Below are 16977 nucleotides of genomic sequence, written 5' to 3' on the forward strand. Positions count from 1 at the left end.
TCTTGTTCCTGCTGCTCGGTCAGTTTTTTGGGTCCGCCGGGAGAATGCCCCATATCGAGAGCGGACAACCCGTTTTCTTCGTAGCACTTGCAGTAGCTGCTAATCGATTGGTAGGTTCTTCCGAGAACCTCCGCGATCTCGGTGTAGGTTCGTCCCTCTAAACGAAGTCGAACGGCCAAGTACCGCTCGTACTGACGTTTGTTTTTCGTCTGCTTCATCGCTTCCGTTACTTGCTGAATTTGTTCTGCTGTCGTCATGTGCTTCCCGCCCTTCGGTCGTCTTTCTCTCTTTTACCCGAATTGGGGGGTCAGGCGATTTGTTGGAATCATGAGTTCAATTTATATAACAAGAAAAGGGCAAGCCCTCAAGGAGCTCGCCCTTTTCTGTTTATCAGATGGTTCCAATTAGAAAGTTGCAGTAACTTGACCGTCAGTAGCTGTGTTACCTACAGTGTCAGCGATCGCAGAACCAACAGCCTTAACAACGATCGTTTGGCTAGTAGCGAATACGCTCGAATCGTAGGTAATCGTCAGCGTCTTAGTGCCAGAGCCAGTAACGTTAGCGTTGGTCGATACCAGAGTACCGTTCACGTATACTTCCAGATCTGTGTCACCAGTAGCAGCAGTGACGATTTCGTTGAACGTTACCGTCAGAATCGTGTCGCTCGTTACCTTAGCGGATACAAGCTTCGGACCAGCCGTTTCCGTCAGGTACACGGATACGGACGGGCTGCTAACCAGCGAGTTACCGCTCGTATCAACCAGGTTGGCCAGCGAGATCGTACGAGTACCAGATGCCGTGATTGAACCAGCCGGCAGTTCAGCGATTACCGTCTTCGTGTTGCCGCTGAAGTAGAAGACTGTTCCAGACGGGAATGCGGATCCGTTGATCTTGAAGTTGGCCGCAACCAGTTGAGCTTGAGTAATCGAAGCATTCAGATAGATAGTCAAAACACTACCGCTTTGTACCACTTCAGCACCAGCGTGACCAACTACATCAAAGTTCAACGTGCCGCTCGTAGAACCGGATACCGTGAATGTCAAAGTCGTCTTAGCCGACTTATTCTCGTTAGCGGACGTATCCTGAGCGAAAGCAGTCGGCAGAACTACTCGGTAAGAGCTAGCAGACAGACCGCTCGTGTGCAGAACGATGTACTGATTCTCACCGGAATCATCGGTGTCGTCATCGTTATTTGCATCGTAACCATCGTCAGAGGTTGCAACCGTTACGTCGTTCCATACAATACCGTCGGAATCCGTACGGTAGATAGTAACATCGCTCAGAAGAACTGCAGTATTACGTTCAACAGCTTCGCTGAACTTCAGAACGATGTCATCGCCGTCAATAGTAACACTTTGGTATACCGGCGATGTAGAATCATTCGACAGAGTTACAGTCTTAGAAGTCGTAGAACCTGCATTGTTGCTGGTGTCGTAGTATCCAGAGATCGACAGGGTTTCCGTCAGGAAGCTAGCGCCAGTGGCAACAAGGTCAGCCTTGAGGTTTACAGTTACTTGATTGTTGTCGGAGTCGAAGCTGGTAACAGCAATCGCACCTGCACCACCTGCAGTCGGCGACGTAACCGTTACGTAAGTGCCGCTAACACTCTTCAGCGCTTCGCTGAACGTAATTGTCACGTTAGCGCCATTAACAGATGCAGAAGTAACCGTAGGAGCCGTCGTATCATTAGGAACCGTTACCGTCGTAGTGTAGTCCGGCAGGTAGTTACCCGCCAGGTCCTTCGCGCCGACGATTTCGATCGTGTGCGTGGAGCCCTTCGTCCATTCGGACGAATCAACATCACCTGCGATACTGATCGAAGCAACCGAAGTACCTTCGTCATCTCTATTCAGTTGGTAGTCAACGTCAGAGCTCAGTCCAGCAGAAGCAACCACATCAATCGTAGTTCCGTCAACCGTAACTTGAGCACCTGTGCCAGTTACACCAGTGAATGCAGTGTCATCCAGCGATTCGCTGAAGGAAACCTTAGCTACCGTTCCGCTGAAGCTAACACCAGATACCGACGGAGCCGTCGTGTCGTTGATGTACAGCGGTTCCTTGTAGTAGGCAACAGCCGTTCCGCCAGCAGACAGAAGTCCCGTTTGCACTTCAAATTGTGCATACACGTCAGCACTAATAGCTGGATCATACGTGAGAGTAACAACCGTCGCATCATCGCTGATGTCGATATCAGCAACAGGAACAACAACGCCAGATTTTGTCAACGTATAGTTAGCATCGTCGTTAGCCGTCGCAATGCGAACAGCCTTGCTGAACGTCACTGCAATTTCCTTAGCGTTCTTCAGAACTACGCTCGTCACTTTGAAAGTGTCGATAGTAGCGGACACTTCGGCGGAATCCACCTTAGCTTCGCCAGCGTAAGCCGTAACTGTCAGCGTGTAAGAACCAACAGCTTGCTTAGCCGTCGTGTACGTGAACGTACCGTCTTCCTTCAGCGAAGCGGAAGCAGCTTCAGCCGTGCCGATAGCAACCTTAACGCCATCAACAGAACCAGCCGTTACGCCAGTCACCGTGATCGTGTCGTCAGAGTTTACCGTAGCCTTAACATCAGACAACGGATCTACTTGCAGAGCTTGGAACACGGTGTAAGCCAGTTCTACCGTTTGACCGCGCGTAGCAGCATCCGTGTAGTTCGATGCGATCGGCAGACCAGCATCGATAGCTGCTTGGATGTAAGGACCAGCCCAGTCAGCTGCGCCTTCAACCGTTGCGCCTTCAACCGGAGTCAAGCCAGCGATCGTAACAGCGATCTTGATTACTTCTTGAACCGTTACGTCGGACTTCGGCGTGAACTTGCCGTTGCCAGTTCCGTTAACCAGACCAGCTTGAGCAGCAGCCTCGATCGCGCCGTACCACCATTCAGTGGACTTAACGTCAGAGAAAGAAGAAGTAGTGCCCGTTGCAGGAGTCAAACCAGCGATCGCAACAGCGATCGTAGCGAATTGAGCGCGAGTCAGGTTGTCTTCCAGTTGCGGAAGCCCGCTTGTCGTGCCCTTAAGTACACCAGAGTCGACCAACTGCTGATACTTTTGCTCAGTAGTCAGGTCGGAGTCAGCCGCAGAAGCCATGGAGGCAAACATGCCGAATACCATAGCCAGCGCCAGAAGAAGAGACAAACTTTTCTTCATAACCTTTTTTTCTCCTCCTTGAAAAGGAATCTGTAGTGTTGTTTGTTTAGAAGATTTGTAGCTCGAATCTCTCATCGGCGTTTCACCCCCTTTCCGGAGTTGAGCATTGTCTATAATTGATGTCTACGGTCATGTTCCATGGTAGAAGCATGTCGCAGAAACTAGTAAACGCGCGCAAATAAGCTAGGAAATGAATGCCACTTCACCTATTATACATTGACGATAATCGAGCGTAAAGAGATTTCTTGGCGCCAGAGCTAGAGTTTGAGTCTCAAGTCCCTCTGTTTACGCAGCATGTAATTAGACGCAGGTTCCTGTGAAAAGTTGCGGCTCCCGCCGATTTTTTCACATTTTTTTTCGCACTAACGCTTGCCGTTCCCCTCTTCTGTATATGTATCGTCTAACACTTCATCAGTATAGCCGATGGGACAAACTCCGTCATTGCCAAAGTTCTTCCATACTCTCCATTCTCGTCTAAAAAGAAAAAGACGAGGAGGAGCACCATTCGGCGTCCTCCTGCCTCATCGCAATCCCATTCCATCCTACAACTTCTTCATCTTCACCATGATCCGGTTGGCGATGAGCGCCGCATCGGCCCTGGACAGATTCGAGAGCGGCTCGAACCGATATGTCGCCTTGCTGCCCGCCGTTACCGTATTCGCAATCCCCGTGATATAACCGGCTTTGTTGATCGCGAGGATCGAGCTGATCGCGTAATAATCGACCGAGGAAGCATCCGTGAAGATCTTCTGCAGGGACACCAGATCCTTGTCCGTATCCGCATTGCTGCTCACCAGATTGAGCGCTCTGGCAATGATCACCGCCGCTTCCGCTCTCGTCAACGGATCGTTCGGGAAGAATAACCGTGGCGACTTCCCTCGGATATAGCCAACCTTCACGGCCGTCTCTACATATTTATAGTTCCAATACGGCTGATCCGGGAAGTCGTACGGCAACACATCGTCGAACGTCATGTTATTCGCGTCGTACTGGAGCGGCACCCCCATGATCTTCACAACCATCTGCGCGAATTCGCCTCGAGTGATGTTCTCGTAGACCCCGAATGAGTTTGCATCCTTGTTGTTCATGATGCCATGAGCGAACATCGACTCCAGTGCATTCTTCGCGTATGAGTGACCGATGATATCGCTCATGCTGTAGCGAAGACCCATAACCACGTAGTACCCGAAGCCATCGAACGGAGCCGTGACGGTCTTGCTGCTCGTATTAACGACACCGCCAACGTTTGTCCAGCCGGCATTCGTATATCTCCAGACGCTCAGATTCTTGGCGTAGACATCGGCTATGTTCGAATCGTATTTAATCGTAATCTCCCCGCGTTGCGAGGGCTCCAGCCACTTCTCCGGATAGTAAACGCGCGCATAGAACATGTCCGTACCGCTGGAATACGGCAGCATCGCATTCACCATCGTAAATTCTCCGGTCGTCGCGCTCGTCGTGCTGTCAAAGTAGCCCGCATCGATCCAGTACACACTGGAGGAGTAGCTGAAATTCGTTATCGGAACGAGACGGTCGGTTGCATAGGTGTCCGCCGCGACGTCCTTAATCGTTCCATCAAGATAATTGCCGTTCGAATCCGTCTCTCCAACCTGGTTATACTTCTTCACCGTGCGCCCGTCCGTGCGATCGGCTACACCGAAATACAAGGTCTGGCTGTTGAACAGATCCGTCGTCTTGATATCTTGCCCCGGAGTTCCATTCGCTTGGCGCAGATACGTATTCTTCGGGAACGACAGCGCCAGATCTCCCTTGAAGATCGAGATTTTGCCTGAGCTGGCCAAGGACGACTTATACTGTGCTCCGACAGAATTATCCGCCGCATAAGTCACGTCGAACGAGCCGTTCAGCTTTGTCGTTCCCGTTACGACAGTGAATTTAACCGTGTTCTTTCCCGACTTCAGTCCGCCGAGCTCATACCGAAAAATATCGCCCTCACCCTTCGTCATCGCGACCTTGCCGATCAGAACCTGATCGGCCCCCTCCGCCTTAATGCTCACCTTCAAGAAGTTGGCATTAATAACAGCCTCGTCCGGAAGCTTCGGCGACAAGACGATGTATGGCGAGAGATCGCGAATGACGGTAATCGTCTGGCTTACCGTCGACGTCCCCTTGTGCAGAATAATCGTGTAGGTCGTCGAGCCTGATGTCGGAAGCTCGGAACCTGACAGACGCAACAAATATTCCGTCTCTCCGGCGGCCAGCGTGTAAGTCTTGCCAATCGTGCCTTGGCTTGTATTCTCGATATAGAGATCATTGCTGCCCGTGACATCGAGATAGTTGACAGAAGCATTAGTCTGAATAGTGCCCTTGCCCGCCGAAACTCCGTTCACCTGCACCTCGAGATCGTCGAAGTCCATGACCTTGAACAGCAAGTCAAGCTTCTTCTCGGTTGTCGTATACGTGTTGGTGTCCGTAATCGCGAACTTAACTGCTGAATCCGAGAACTTGCGCTCCGTGCTCGACGGCTCAATGTACGGGACCGGGAATATGCTTGTTATGGCCGGCTGATCGCTCGAGAACAGATAGAGAGTCAATGTCGTCGTGATCGGAATGCCGCTGGCCGTTCCGGAGAACACGATCGTATTCGCGCCCGCGACGAGCGTTAATCCCGTTCCTGTCACGTCGAAGGAGAAGATTCCAGTCTCGCTGTTGATATTGGAAGTAGTCGTACTGCTTCCGGTTTGCTGCAGCGAGACGCTGACTCCATTCAGGCTTACCTTCAGCGAAGCCAACTCCGTAGCGCTCGTCAGATTGAAGTTGAGCAGCTTGCCCATGATGCTCATCGTAGCAAAATCGGAGACACTCGTGAATTGCTGGCCTGAATAGAGATTGTCGATCTGAATAGCCGGGGCCGGGTAATAGGTAATGTTGCGAACGACACTGTTCGAGTTGCCGCTATCGGTAATTGTAAACGTAAGCTTCAACTGCCCCGCAGGCAGATTGCTAATCAGGTAAGCCGGCTTGCCATCCGACGTCTTCGTCGCCGCAACGACAGCGCTGCTTGTCACGTCGGTTCCGTTCTGCATAATCGTCAGGCTGTTCGTACCGCCTGTGCTGAAGTTCTCCGCATCAAGCACGATCCAGATCGGAAGCTTGGTCAGAGTCGTGCCTTCCGCAAAGTTAGCGGATGATGTATAAGTGATATCCGTCGTTCCAGTAACATTATAAGCTTGTTTGACCCCTGTTATGTAAGGGGACCCGTCGGATAAGTAAGTAAAAGGAAGCGTGTCCGCAGACATTACGCTCGCATGCGCGATTCGCACAACGTAATCCCCGTTCGTGCTAACCGTGAACAAATTGCCCGTCGTAAAACTGTATACGCCGTAACTGGCAGCGCTGCTTGCCAACGTACCAGTAACGGTCGTCGTCGCTTCAGGACTTCCGCTGCCGGAGTTCAGTATTTCGCTCTCCCATAATTGAACGGTAAATGTCTCCGTCGAGGCGGGAGAGGCGCCAGGCAGAACGATGGAGCCGGATACGGCTGCGCCGGACAGCACAGCACTAATCGTCGGATCTCCGTCCAGAGAATAACCGCCCAGCTTCACGTCATAGGCTGTCAACGATCCATTGTAATAAATAAGGTAACGGGTCAGCTCATACGTCTTCGTCGCGTTGCGGGCGATGATCGTCAGCTTGTTGAGTCCATGCGACATTGCAATGCCAGACAAGACGAAGGAGGAACCGGAGCCGCCGAACATCTGGGTTCCGTTGATCGTCACCTCGGTGGCATTGGGAGCCTTGAGCGTAAGCGTCTCGGTCGGATTCGCAGTTACGACGGACTCGCCCTCAACCAAGGCCGTACCGTTAATAAGCTTAACCTCGGAGATTACGGGGACGTTGGTGAAATTTACGAATGCCTGAGCATTAACGATATTGCCCGAATTGTTCGTTCCGGAGATCGTGATTCGATTCAGACCGTCATAGATCGTGACGCCGGAGAACATAAATGAACTCGTTCCGGAGATAATAGGCCTAGAGGACCCGACGGTCGATTCCGCAGCTTTGTACTCGGATGTAGCAGAATCGTAGGCCAACTTCTCTATCTTATACGCGATGGAGGACGACGCCACGTTGCTGAACGTGCCCGCAACATCGATTATATTGCTGTTGACCTCGGTGGGAGATGAGATCTCGGTACTGAAGTCGTTAAATTGGAAGTAAGCGCTGGCCGCGGCATTGGATGAAGCCGGGATCTGCGGCAGCAGAGCGACCACGAGTGCGACAATGAGCATCCACGAGATAGAGTGTTGACGGTATCGTCTCAAGGGATAAATCCTCCTTATGCGGGTTCTTATTTATGTGAGGTCGCAGCTCCGGAACCTGAACTGCCGAACGACGAGAGGCATGTGCCGGCATCCGCTCTGAGGGGATAGCTCCCCCCTCCGGATCAATTTGCTCCGGCTCTCCTTTATATCGGATACCCACACGCAAATGTTTAGCCATTTCATGTTAAATCCGCCAGTCCGCCCAAAGTTTTCTCTGCGCTCCGATCGCAATCTCCCCCGCCGCCGCACGAAGAAACCCCGCAGCTTCTCGGTCTGCGGGGTGATGATTTTCCAACAAATTATTTCGATCTTGTGTTCGCCTGCTGCCTCAGAAACATCCCTCTCAGGAAGTTGATGACCGGGCGCCTCGTCTTGTCGACGATGCCGATAACCTCGGCTCCGATCTGCAATAGGAAGATCAGTACGCAGATGACGATAAACGTAACCCAGTTGCCCATTCCCGCACTCGTCGCGATCGAGAGAATGACGGCGCAAGCGCCGAAGAAGGCAGCGATGCCATAGATGATAAGGACAGTCTTGCGATGGCTGAAGCCAAGCTGCTGCAAGCGATGATGCAGATGGCCCTTGTCCGGGGCGAAAATCGGCTTCTTGTTAACGAGGCGACGGATGATGGCGAAGAACGTATCCGAAAGCGGAACTCCGATGATCAGGATCGGAACCACGAAGGAGACGATCGTAATCTGCTTGAATCCGAGCATGGACAGGTTCGCAAGCGCGAAGCCCAGGAACAGCGACCCGGAATCCCCCATGAAGATCTTCGCCGGGTGGAAGTTGTAATGCAGGAAGCCGACAATGCCGCCCAGCAGCACCGCCGAGAGCAGAATAACGGAGCCTTGCCCCATGATCGCGGCCATCACGAGAATCGTTGCGATCGCGATGCCGGACACCCCGGCAGCCAGCCCGTCCAGGCCGTCGATCAGATTGATTGCGTTCGTCACCCCGACGATCCAGAAGATCGTGAGCGGAATGCCGATCCAGTCGGCCATCGGCTGCATCGCCGAGCCGAACGGTATATTTACAAGGTTGATCTTGATGTCATATCCGAAAACAACGATGCAAGCCGCAGCGATCTGAACCAGGAACTTCAGCTTCGCGTTCAGTTGGAAGCGGTCGTCCATCGCCCCGAGGAGCACGATAACCGTTCCGCCGACGAGCATGCCCATGATCAGGTTCTTGTCATAGCTGCTCAGCATGCTGTCCGGAAGCCAGGGCAGGAACAACAGAATCGTCACGGTGAATGCGGCGTAAATCGCGAGCCCGCCCATGCGGGGCATAATTTGCGTGTGAACCTTGCGGTGGTCCGGCACGTCCATGGCGCCAACCTTAACGGCAAACTTCTTGACGAGCGGCGTCAGCGCCAGCGCAATACCCATCGCCAGTGCAAACCCTGCAGCTCCGATTCCAATCAACCAGCCTATCGGCATCTCTATAACTCCCCTTTGTGTGATCACCGGAATGAATTATACTCCGGCGCCACCGGATTCAACAAGGCAGTTTTTCGGCCATATTCCGGCGAATTTCCTCGTATCGTTCATTTTCATGATTTTTTCATCGTGATCATCTTGTTTTGAGAACCTTATCTCCGTCTCTTACGACCTTAAGCGCGAATTGAGGCAATACCAGCATTCTCTTGTAACGCTTCGGCTCCTGAAGCAGCCGGTAGAACCATTCCAGACCGGATTTGCGGAAAAACGCGGGAGCGCGTTTAAGCTTCCCCGAGATGACGTCGAAGCTCCCTCCGACACCCATCATGACCGGCACGCCGAGCTCCTTCTCATACTTCGCGATCCAGGGCTCCTGGTTCGCGACGGAGCGAGCCACGAACAGCAGGTCGGGCTGCGCGGCCCGGATCTGGGCGACTACCTCGGCGTCTTCTTCATCCTTGAAATAACCGTTCCGGGTTCCGACGAAACGAATTCCGGGATACTGACGCGCCAGATTGGCATGAGCCGCATCGAGAATGTCCTGCGACGTTCCGAGCAGGAAGACGCCCCAGCCGCGCTTGTCCCCTTCGCGCATGAGCTCGTGCAGCAGATCGAACCCGGCTACGCGTTCGGCAACCGGCTGCTTCACGTGCCTGGCCGCCCAGACAACGCCCGCGCCGTCGGGAACGACGAGATCCGCCGTCTCGAGAATCCGCTGATACTCTTCGCTCTCGGCGGCCGCCATCAACATAATGGGGTTGCCGGTCACGACTCGATGAGGCTTCCTCTCTTCGACAGCCTTCGTTAAATACTTCACGGTGTCGCCCATATCCATCTTGGAGAACGGCACGCCATATAATGTGACGAATGGATAGGGCCTTAGGTTGCTACTTCCTGTCAATTAACGTCACCTTCTATCTGGTTACTTCCAATTCCTTCGCACTGTCGACTTGAAGCAGAGTTTGGACAATTCGCTGCGCGGGCTTGGCCGCCTGCTCCCGGAGGCGCCAGATCGCGCCGTGCGCCTTCTGGCGCCAGCCCTGCGGGTCATCCAGCATGCGGGCGGCCGCTTCGGCGAACCGCCCGGCATCGAGCGATTCGGTCGTGCCGATCGCCTTCATCCCGAGACGTGCCAGGAACTGGTCGATCTTCGGATCGTAGGAGAGGCCGAGCAGCGGCACCTCCCGGTTCGCGGCATAGATCAGCGAATGCAGCCTCATGCCGACGAGCAGCGAGCAGCGATCCGCCTCACGCAGCATGTCCTGCGGCGCCTCGTGCGCCGGAGCGATCTCCGCCTCCTCCGCGAAGCGCCCGAGCCGTTCCATCACGTACAGCGACGCATCCTCGTCGGAGCCGCGATGGAACGGCAAGAAGCGCAGCCTCACGCTTCGCCGTTCGGCCAGCGCTTGCAGCGCTCCCGCCGCGCGGTCCAGGTCCGCGCGGTCGGAGCGCCAGAACCGCACGGACACGCCGACAACCGGCTTGTCCGCGCCTTCGCCGCCGCCGGCGGCCGCGCTCGCGCCGTTCCCGGCGCGCGAGGCCGCGCCCTCCGGCAGCGGCAACCCCATAACCGGATCGGGCACCACCTCGATCCGGTCCCTGGCGACGCCGAACTCGGCCAGCAAGCCGGCCGATTCGTCGTCGCGAACGCTCACGTACGCCGCCTTGCGGAACGCGCGCGCGATGAAGGGCCGGAACATCGGGCGGTTCACCGGCCCGATGCCTTGCGCGTACACGAATGTCGGCTTGCCGCACATTCGGGCGATCTCCATCACTCCGAGGTAATACGGAATGGAGCCAAGTCCCGTTGCATCCTGCAGCAAGCTGCCGCCGCCGCTGATAAGCCCATCGCTCGTCTTGAGCGCCTTGCGGACCTCTCCGAGCTTCATGCGCGGCACCGCCCGGACGCCGTATTGCTTCTCGGTCCATGCCGGATCGCCGGACAGCACGATCGGCTCGACCTCGACTCCCGCCGCCTTCGCTTCCTTCTCCAGCGCGGTGAGGATGCTCAGCAGCACAGCCTCATCCCCGCTGTTGCGGAATCCGTAGTACCCGGACAGGACGAGGCGGAGCTTGCCGCCATGGTTTGCCTTCATCAGTTCACGCACCGCCTGTTCTTACCTTAAATTTCCTCAACAAGCCCCATCGCAACCCGTTCAAACCAATAAACTCGAAATTTCAAGTTTATTTTCCTCGTTAGCCCCCATTTGGGCCAATGTACTCGAAATTCCGATCCTATTCGCCTCCGAATCGGCAAACTCGGTGAATAAGCTCGAAATTTCATGCTTATTTCGCTTTTTGGCCCGAATGGCCGAAATTCAACACTAAATTTCAAGTTTATTGCCTCAAAGTTACCCAACATCTGGCGGAATACAATACTTTTAAGTGTATTGTGGCGCCTACGCTGTCCCTAGTTCAATGCCGGCACACTCCAAGTTCCCTCATAGCTCACTCATAATTCGCTAATGAGCCATTGTCGAAGGTAGTTGGTCCGTTATCGTTCAAGCGGCGGCAGCAAGATTAGGTTTTCAGGTTTTCAGGTTTTCAGGTTTTCAGGTTTTCAGGTTTTCAGGTTTTCAGGTTTTCAGGTTTTCCGGTTTTCAGGTTTTCCGGTTTTCCGGTTTTCCGGTTTTCCGGTTTTCCGGTTTTCCCGTTTCCGGTTTTCCGGTTTTCCGGTTTCCCAGTATTCCAGTTCGCCGATTCCCTCGAGCCCTCGCCCCCGCATCGCCCTTAAGCCGTGTGCACCGCTACCTTACCCTACCTTCCCCTACCTTACCAGCCGCCCCCGGCTCCGCCACAGCTTCTCGAGCAGCTGCCACACCGCGATGGCGATCAGGCCGAGCACGAGGCCGAGGCCGAGACCGAGCAGATCGCGGGTTGCGGACAGGAAGATCGGCGTGTGCAGATGGGCGAACGTGTCCACCATCGACAATTGGCCGAGCGTCGCGGCGATGAGGAACACGATGCCCCAGCGGTAGCGCAGCGACAGGAACAGGCCGAGAATGAGCAGCGGATGGCCGAGCAGGAACTCCTTGGTCCGCGGACGAACGCCGAAGGTCCCTTCCAGGAAGGAGCGGAATTGCAGCTCCAGCCCCGAGGCTTGGCCGCTGTTGCCGGTCCGCGACAGGTAGTACATCCCCAGCGCCCCGACGATTGCGATCAGCACCACCCACAGCACCGTAATCGGCTGCTTCATTAAATGAAGGAAGTTGCTGCGCACTGTTCCGCCGTAGCCGTACAGCACCGCATAGAGAGCGACGAGCGCAATCGGCGCCAGATGAAGCAGGCTCACTCCGCGGAACTGCTCGAGCACAAGATTGTACGTAATGTTGTTCAGAATCGCGATAACGAACGGAACCGCCACAAGGGACAGCACCGCCGTCCGCACGAACAGCACAAGCGATGCGCCAACCCGGCCCCAAGCCGAGGAAGGCAAACCTCCAGCAAAACCGCTCTCGCTTTTGCTCCCAAGGCCGCTTGTCCGTCCGCTCTCGCCCTTGCCCCCAAGGCCGCTTGTCCGTCCGCTCTCGCTATCGCCTCCGCGGCCGCTTCCGCGACCGGTCTCGCGCCCTTCCTTCCGTTCGCTCGCCTTCCGATCGTGCTTGGCCCGCAGCCACTTGATCAACAGCACAAGCGAAGCCGTCGGCGCCGCAATCGCAGTCACCAGCGCAAGTGCCTGGTTAAGCAGCGACGAGTCCAGCACGAGCACGCCCGCTCCGCCGATCGCCCCGATAACCGTCACCAGCGCCAGCAGCGAAGGCAAGTACAAGCCGATGGCCGCCGCAATCAGCGCAACGGAGCCGAACACCGCGAATGCCTTCCACAGCACCGCCGCCGCCGGACGGTGAATGTCGAACGAATGAGCCTCGCCCACCTCGAAGCCGAAGTCCTCGATCAGCTCGATTGCGCCCTTGACATCCTCTTCTTCGTCCCCGGCGACCGTCTTCACGATCGTCTCAATCGAATTCGTAATCTGTCCCTTGGCCGCTTCCTTCGACGCGCTGGCGTTCAGGAAGATCAGGCGCAGATTGCGGTCCTTGACCGCGAGCAGAATCCGATCCGACAGCGTCTGCGGCTTGCCGACGTTCATCTCCCCTTCGGAGATCGAGTGCACCCGCATCACGTTGTAGTCGAGCAGCTTGGCCAGCGTTCCGAGACCGCTCTGAGGAATCTTGAGATTCTCGATCGCCCCGATGCCGATGCCCGCTTCGTTCAGACGGACCGCAAGCTTGTCCAGGCTCTCCTCGTCCTCTTGGTCGGCGAACCCCGTCACGGCATCCCCGTCGAAAATAATCGAGCTAACGCCCAGAGCCTTGAACTCGTCGATCAAGCCTCCCACATACTCGTCATCGTACGGCAGCCGGTCGGACAGCCGCGGCACGATCAGGAAGCCTTCGTCCTTCAGCTTCTGCAGCGTGATCGGATTCGGAGGCAGCGTGCGCATATATGCATCGTCCGGACCGATGCCGAGCAGCAGGCCTTCGCGCCCTCCCGCCGACCAGGACGACACCGACACGCCGATCTTCGCGAACGCCTGCTCGATGATCGGGCGAAGCACTGCGGCGTGCTCCGGATTCGCGAACAGAAGGTAGGTACGGTTGTCGCCGTATTCCGGCAGCTTGCCTTCGAGCAGCGCGGCATTCTGCGCATTGTAGAGCGTCACGTCCTTCTCCCAGCTAAGCTCCTCCAGACTGCTCTCGTAGACGGCCATCGCGTTCACACCGGCGTCCTTCAGCTCCTGCAGCTTCTCCTCGACGAACCGCTTCGGATCGGCCTGCGTCTGGGATACCTGAACGATGTCCCGGTAATCCATCACGAATTCCACTTTCTTCGAGGACGCTTCCGTCTGAATTCGCGTATAAGCGAACGGCAGCGACCCGAGCAGCCCGATCAGGACCGCCCACCACAACCCTTTCGCCAGGCGGCGATTGCTTTTCTCCAACCATTGGGGCACGTCGTCCACTCCTCTTGTCGATCCAACCCAATATTCGTTAGTGTGCCATTCTCATAAATTCCCATGTACAACACAATCAATCGTCAATTCCCGCGTGGAAAAAGACACGATTCGAGCTCAAACGAACGCGGCAAACCGTCAACCTGTTCGGGATGACGGTTTTGCTGCCGGGCTATAGTCAGCTTAAGGAGTCGACGCGAGCCATCACGGCCGCCGCCAGCTCGGCGATCGCGGCCGAGGCATCCGGCAGGCTGCCCTTCCGCACCGCGAAGTACACCTTGATCTTCGGCTCCGTGCCGGACGGCCGCAAGCAGAACCAGGAGCCGTCCTCCAGCAGGAACTTGAGCACATTCTCGGGAGGGAAGCCGTCCAGGCCGCCCGAATAGTCGAGCACCTTGGATACGCTCACTCCGGCGACCTCGGCCGGAGGATTCTCTCTCCAGTCGCTCATGATCGATACGATTTTCTCCACGCCGTCCTTGCCCTTCAGCGTCCGCGATTCGAGCTTCTCGAGGTAAGTGCCGTACTTCGCGTACAGCTCAAGCAGCACGTCGTACAGCGTCTTGCCCTGCGCCTTGTAGTAGGCGGCCGCCTCGCTGATGAGCAGGGAAGCGACGATTGCGTCCTTGTCCCGGGCGTACGTGCCCGTGAGATAGCCATAGCTCTCCTCGTAGCCGAAGAGGAAGCGGTGGCTGCCCGTCTTCTCGAACTCCGTCATCTTCTCGCCGATATACTTGAAGCCCGTCAGCGTGTTCATGACCTCGCAGCCGTAAGAACGGGCGATGTCCGCCCCCATCTCGCTCGTCACGATCGTCTTGACGACCGCGCCGTTCGCCGGCAGCTTGCCCTTCTCCTTCAAGCTCGACAGCAGGTAGTACACCATGATGGCGCCGGACTGGTTGCCCGACAGCACCACATACTTGCCTTCGTCGTTCTTCACCACGGCGCCCATCCGGTCGGCGTCCGGGTCGGTGCCGACAATAATGTCCGCGCCGACCTTGTCGGCGAGAGCCATCGCCAGCGTGAACGCCTCGTGCTCCTCCGGGTTCGGCGACTTCACCGTCGGGAACATGCCGTCCGGCTTCTCCTGCTCCGGAACGATGTGCACCTGCGTGAAGCCGGCCTTCTCCAGCACCCGGCGAACCGGCAGGTTGCCCGTGCCGTGCAGCGGCGTATAGACGATGCTGATCGCCTCGCCGGCCCCGGCGCGCAGCGCCTCCGGATTCACCGTCTGGGCGGCGACCGCGTCCACGAACTTCTCGTCGGCTTCCTCGTCCAGCCAGACGAGCAGCCCCTTCGCTTCCGCCTCCTCCGGCGTCAAGCGCTTCACGTCATCGAACGACGCCACCGCGCGGATCGACGCGATGACCTTCTCCGCATCGTCCGGAATCAGTTGGCCGCCGTCGGCTCCGTACACCTTGTACCCGTTGTATTCCGGCGGGTTGTGGCTCGCCGTAATGACGATGCCGCCGGCCGCCTTCAGGTCGCGAACGGCGAACGACAACTGCGGCGTCGGGCGCAGCGAACGGAACAGGTACGTCTTGATCCCGTTCGCCGCCAGCACGCAAGCCGACTCCAAGGCGAAGACGTCCGAATTGCGCCGCGAATCGTGCGCGATCACCGCGGCCGGAGCAGCGGAGCCGACGCGAAGCAGGAACTCCGCGAAGCCCTGCGTCGCCTTCCCGATCACGTAACGGTTCATCCGGTTCGTTCCTGCGCCCATAACGCCGCGCAAGCCCCCCGTGCCGAATTCAAGCTCCCGGTAGAAGCGATCCTCGATCTCCTTCGGCTGATCCGCAATTGCGCGAAGCTCGTCCTTCGTTCCTCCGTCAATATTGGGATCGTTCAGCCATGCTTGATACACCTCATAGGAAGTCTCGTTCGCCATTCGCTCTCATCCTCTCTCTTCTTATCCTTGGGTCCTTCCGGACGATATTCCTCAGTCTTTGGACGGGTCTGTCAGGGCGAACATCAACTGTCCTTCGGCCACGACCTTGTCCCCGACCTTCGCCGTGGCTTGTCCCTTGCCGACCGGTCCCTTCAAGCGGACGATCTCGACTTCAAGGGTAAGCGTGTCTCCCGGCACGACTTGTCCGCGCCAGCGGAACTCGTCCACGCCGGCGAACAGGCCGATCTTGCCCTTGTTCGCTTCAACCGCCAGAATGGCGGTCGCCCCGACCTGGGCCAGCGCTTCCAGAATAAGCACGCCCGGCATAACCGGGAAGCCCGGGAAGTGGCCGACGAAGTGCGGCTCGTTCATCGTTACATTCTTGAGGCCGACCGCCCGCTTGCCCGGCTCGAGCTCGAGAATCCGGTCGATCAGCAGGAATGGCGGACGGTGGGGAATAATTTGTTGAATTTGCTCTACGTTCAACATGGAAGATCTCCTCTCCAAATTAGGAAGACGGCGTCCGGATCGCATAATGACGCCGCAACGTGCCCATACTGATAATAGTCCTTAGGCGAAACTGCAGTCGCCGAGGTTAAGATAAGAAGGCCTGTCGCCGCGCCCTCGCCATGGCCGCGGCCGGCGGCGGGCTCTTACCTTCCTTGCCCGCACCCCCGCTCTCCTCAAGCTCCTCCTAGGATGCCCGATTAAGGCGACGGAATGTCATGAAGTACACGCCGGTCGTCACGAACGACAGCGCGACCGCGAGCCAGAGAATCTCGACTCCCCCCTCAATATCCAGGAACAGGAACAAGATAGCGACGTAATAGACGAAGGTCGTCAGCTTGCCGTATACGTTGGCCGGCACCGTCCTCTTGCCGCGGAAGTGGAAGATCGCCGAGCTGACGATCATCCCGACTTCGCGGAACGCCATGGCGGCTGCGGCCAACCAAGGAATCTCTCCGCCAATGAGCAAGGCGGCGATGACCGACATCATCATCAGCTTGTCCGCCAGCGGATCGAGCATCGTTCCCGTCAACGTGATCTGCCCGCTCCGGCGGGCAATATAGCCGTCGAGCAGATCGGTCAACCCCGCAAGCAGAACGACAAGCAAGGCGTACACTGCATGATCGTAGAAGTAAAGCGCCAGGAACAAAGGGATCATCGCGAACCGGGACATGGTCAACATATTAGGTACGTTCATTGCCCGACTCCCCCTCTTTCTCTCCACATCATTATACCGTTCGCGCCCTCC

Annotated in this window: 10 protein-coding genes; all 10 read right to left on the bottom strand. The window is 56.4% G+C overall.

Annotation, left to right across the window (positions count from 1 at the left end; all coding sequences use genetic code 11):
• The coding region (locus E6C55_RS30430) for a helix-turn-helix domain-containing protein (protein WP_136373609.1) at nt 1-257 on the bottom strand (257 nt) is incomplete at its 3' end.
• 147 nt (nt 258-404) lie between these two features.
• Nucleotides 405-3224, bottom strand: a complete 2820-nt coding sequence (locus tag E6C55_RS30435) for an S-layer homology domain-containing protein (protein WP_136373610.1) — start codon at nt 3222-3224, stop codon at nt 405-407.
• Between the two features lie 467 nt (nt 3225-3691).
• Nucleotides 3692-7435 (bottom strand): S-layer homology domain-containing protein, encoded by a 3744-nt coding sequence (locus tag E6C55_RS30440; protein WP_136373611.1) that lies wholly within the window; start codon nt 7433-7435, stop codon nt 3692-3694.
• Nucleotides 7436-7734: 299 nt separating this feature from the next.
• A complete protein-coding gene (locus tag E6C55_RS30445) occupies nt 7735-8865 on the bottom strand; it encodes a glycosyltransferase family 4 protein (protein ID WP_407923777.1) in 1131 nt (376 codons plus the stop codon).
• A 148-nt stretch (nt 8866-9013) separates the two neighbouring features.
• A complete protein-coding gene (locus E6C55_RS30450; RefSeq protein ID WP_230986928.1) occupies nt 9014-9781 on the bottom strand; it encodes a WecB/TagA/CpsF family glycosyltransferase in 768 nt (255 codons plus the stop codon).
• Between the two features lie 13 nt (nt 9782-9794).
• The gene (csaB, locus tag E6C55_RS30455) at nt 9795-10976 is read right to left on the bottom strand and encodes a polysaccharide pyruvyl transferase CsaB (protein WP_136373613.1); all 1182 of its coding nucleotides are present in this window, start codon (nt 10974-10976) and stop codon (nt 9795-9797) included.
• 671 nt (nt 10977-11647) lie between these two features.
• A complete protein-coding gene (locus tag E6C55_RS30460) occupies nt 11648-13834 on the bottom strand; it encodes a DUF5693 family protein (RefSeq protein ID WP_136373614.1) in 2187 nt (728 codons plus the stop codon).
• Between the two features lie 178 nt (nt 13835-14012).
• Nucleotides 14013-15722, bottom strand: a complete 1710-nt coding sequence (locus E6C55_RS30465) for a phospho-sugar mutase (protein ID WP_136373615.1) — start codon at nt 15720-15722, stop codon at nt 14013-14015.
• Between the two features lie 51 nt (nt 15723-15773).
• Entirely contained in the window at nt 15774-16211 is a 438-nt protein-coding gene (gene fabZ / locus E6C55_RS30470; protein WP_136373616.1) for a 3-hydroxyacyl-ACP dehydratase FabZ, read from the bottom strand.
• Nucleotides 16212-16416: 205 nt separating this feature from the next.
• Nucleotides 16417-16926 (bottom strand): CDP-alcohol phosphatidyltransferase family protein, encoded by a 510-nt coding sequence (locus tag E6C55_RS30475; protein ID WP_136373617.1) that lies wholly within the window; start codon nt 16924-16926, stop codon nt 16417-16419.
• Nucleotides 16927-16977 lie beyond the last annotated feature (51 nt).

The sequence above is a fragment of the Cohnella fermenti genome (genome assembly GCF_004801405.1).
GTDB lineage: Bacteria > Bacillota > Bacilli > Paenibacillales > Paenibacillaceae > Cohnella > Cohnella fermenti.

Bases quoted from the DNA above. Each gene is read 5' to 3' on its own strand.
- E6C55_RS30435 (WP_136373610.1), bottom strand. From the start codon at position 3,224: ATGAGAGATTCGAGCTACAAATCTTCTAAACAAACAACACTACAGATT.
- csaB (WP_136373613.1), bottom strand. From the start codon at position 10,976: ATGAAGGCAAACCATGGCGGCAAGCTCCGCCTCGTCCTGTCCGGGTAC.
- E6C55_RS30465 (WP_136373615.1), bottom strand. From the start codon at position 15,722: ATGGCGAACGAGACTTCCTATGAGGTGTATCAAGCATGGCTGAACGAT.
- fabZ (WP_136373616.1), bottom strand. From the start codon at position 16,211: ATGTTGAACGTAGAGCAAATTCAACAAATTATTCCCCACCGTCCGCCA.
- E6C55_RS30475 (WP_136373617.1), bottom strand. From the start codon at position 16,926: ATGAACGTACCTAATATGTTGACCATGTCCCGGTTCGCGATGATCCCT.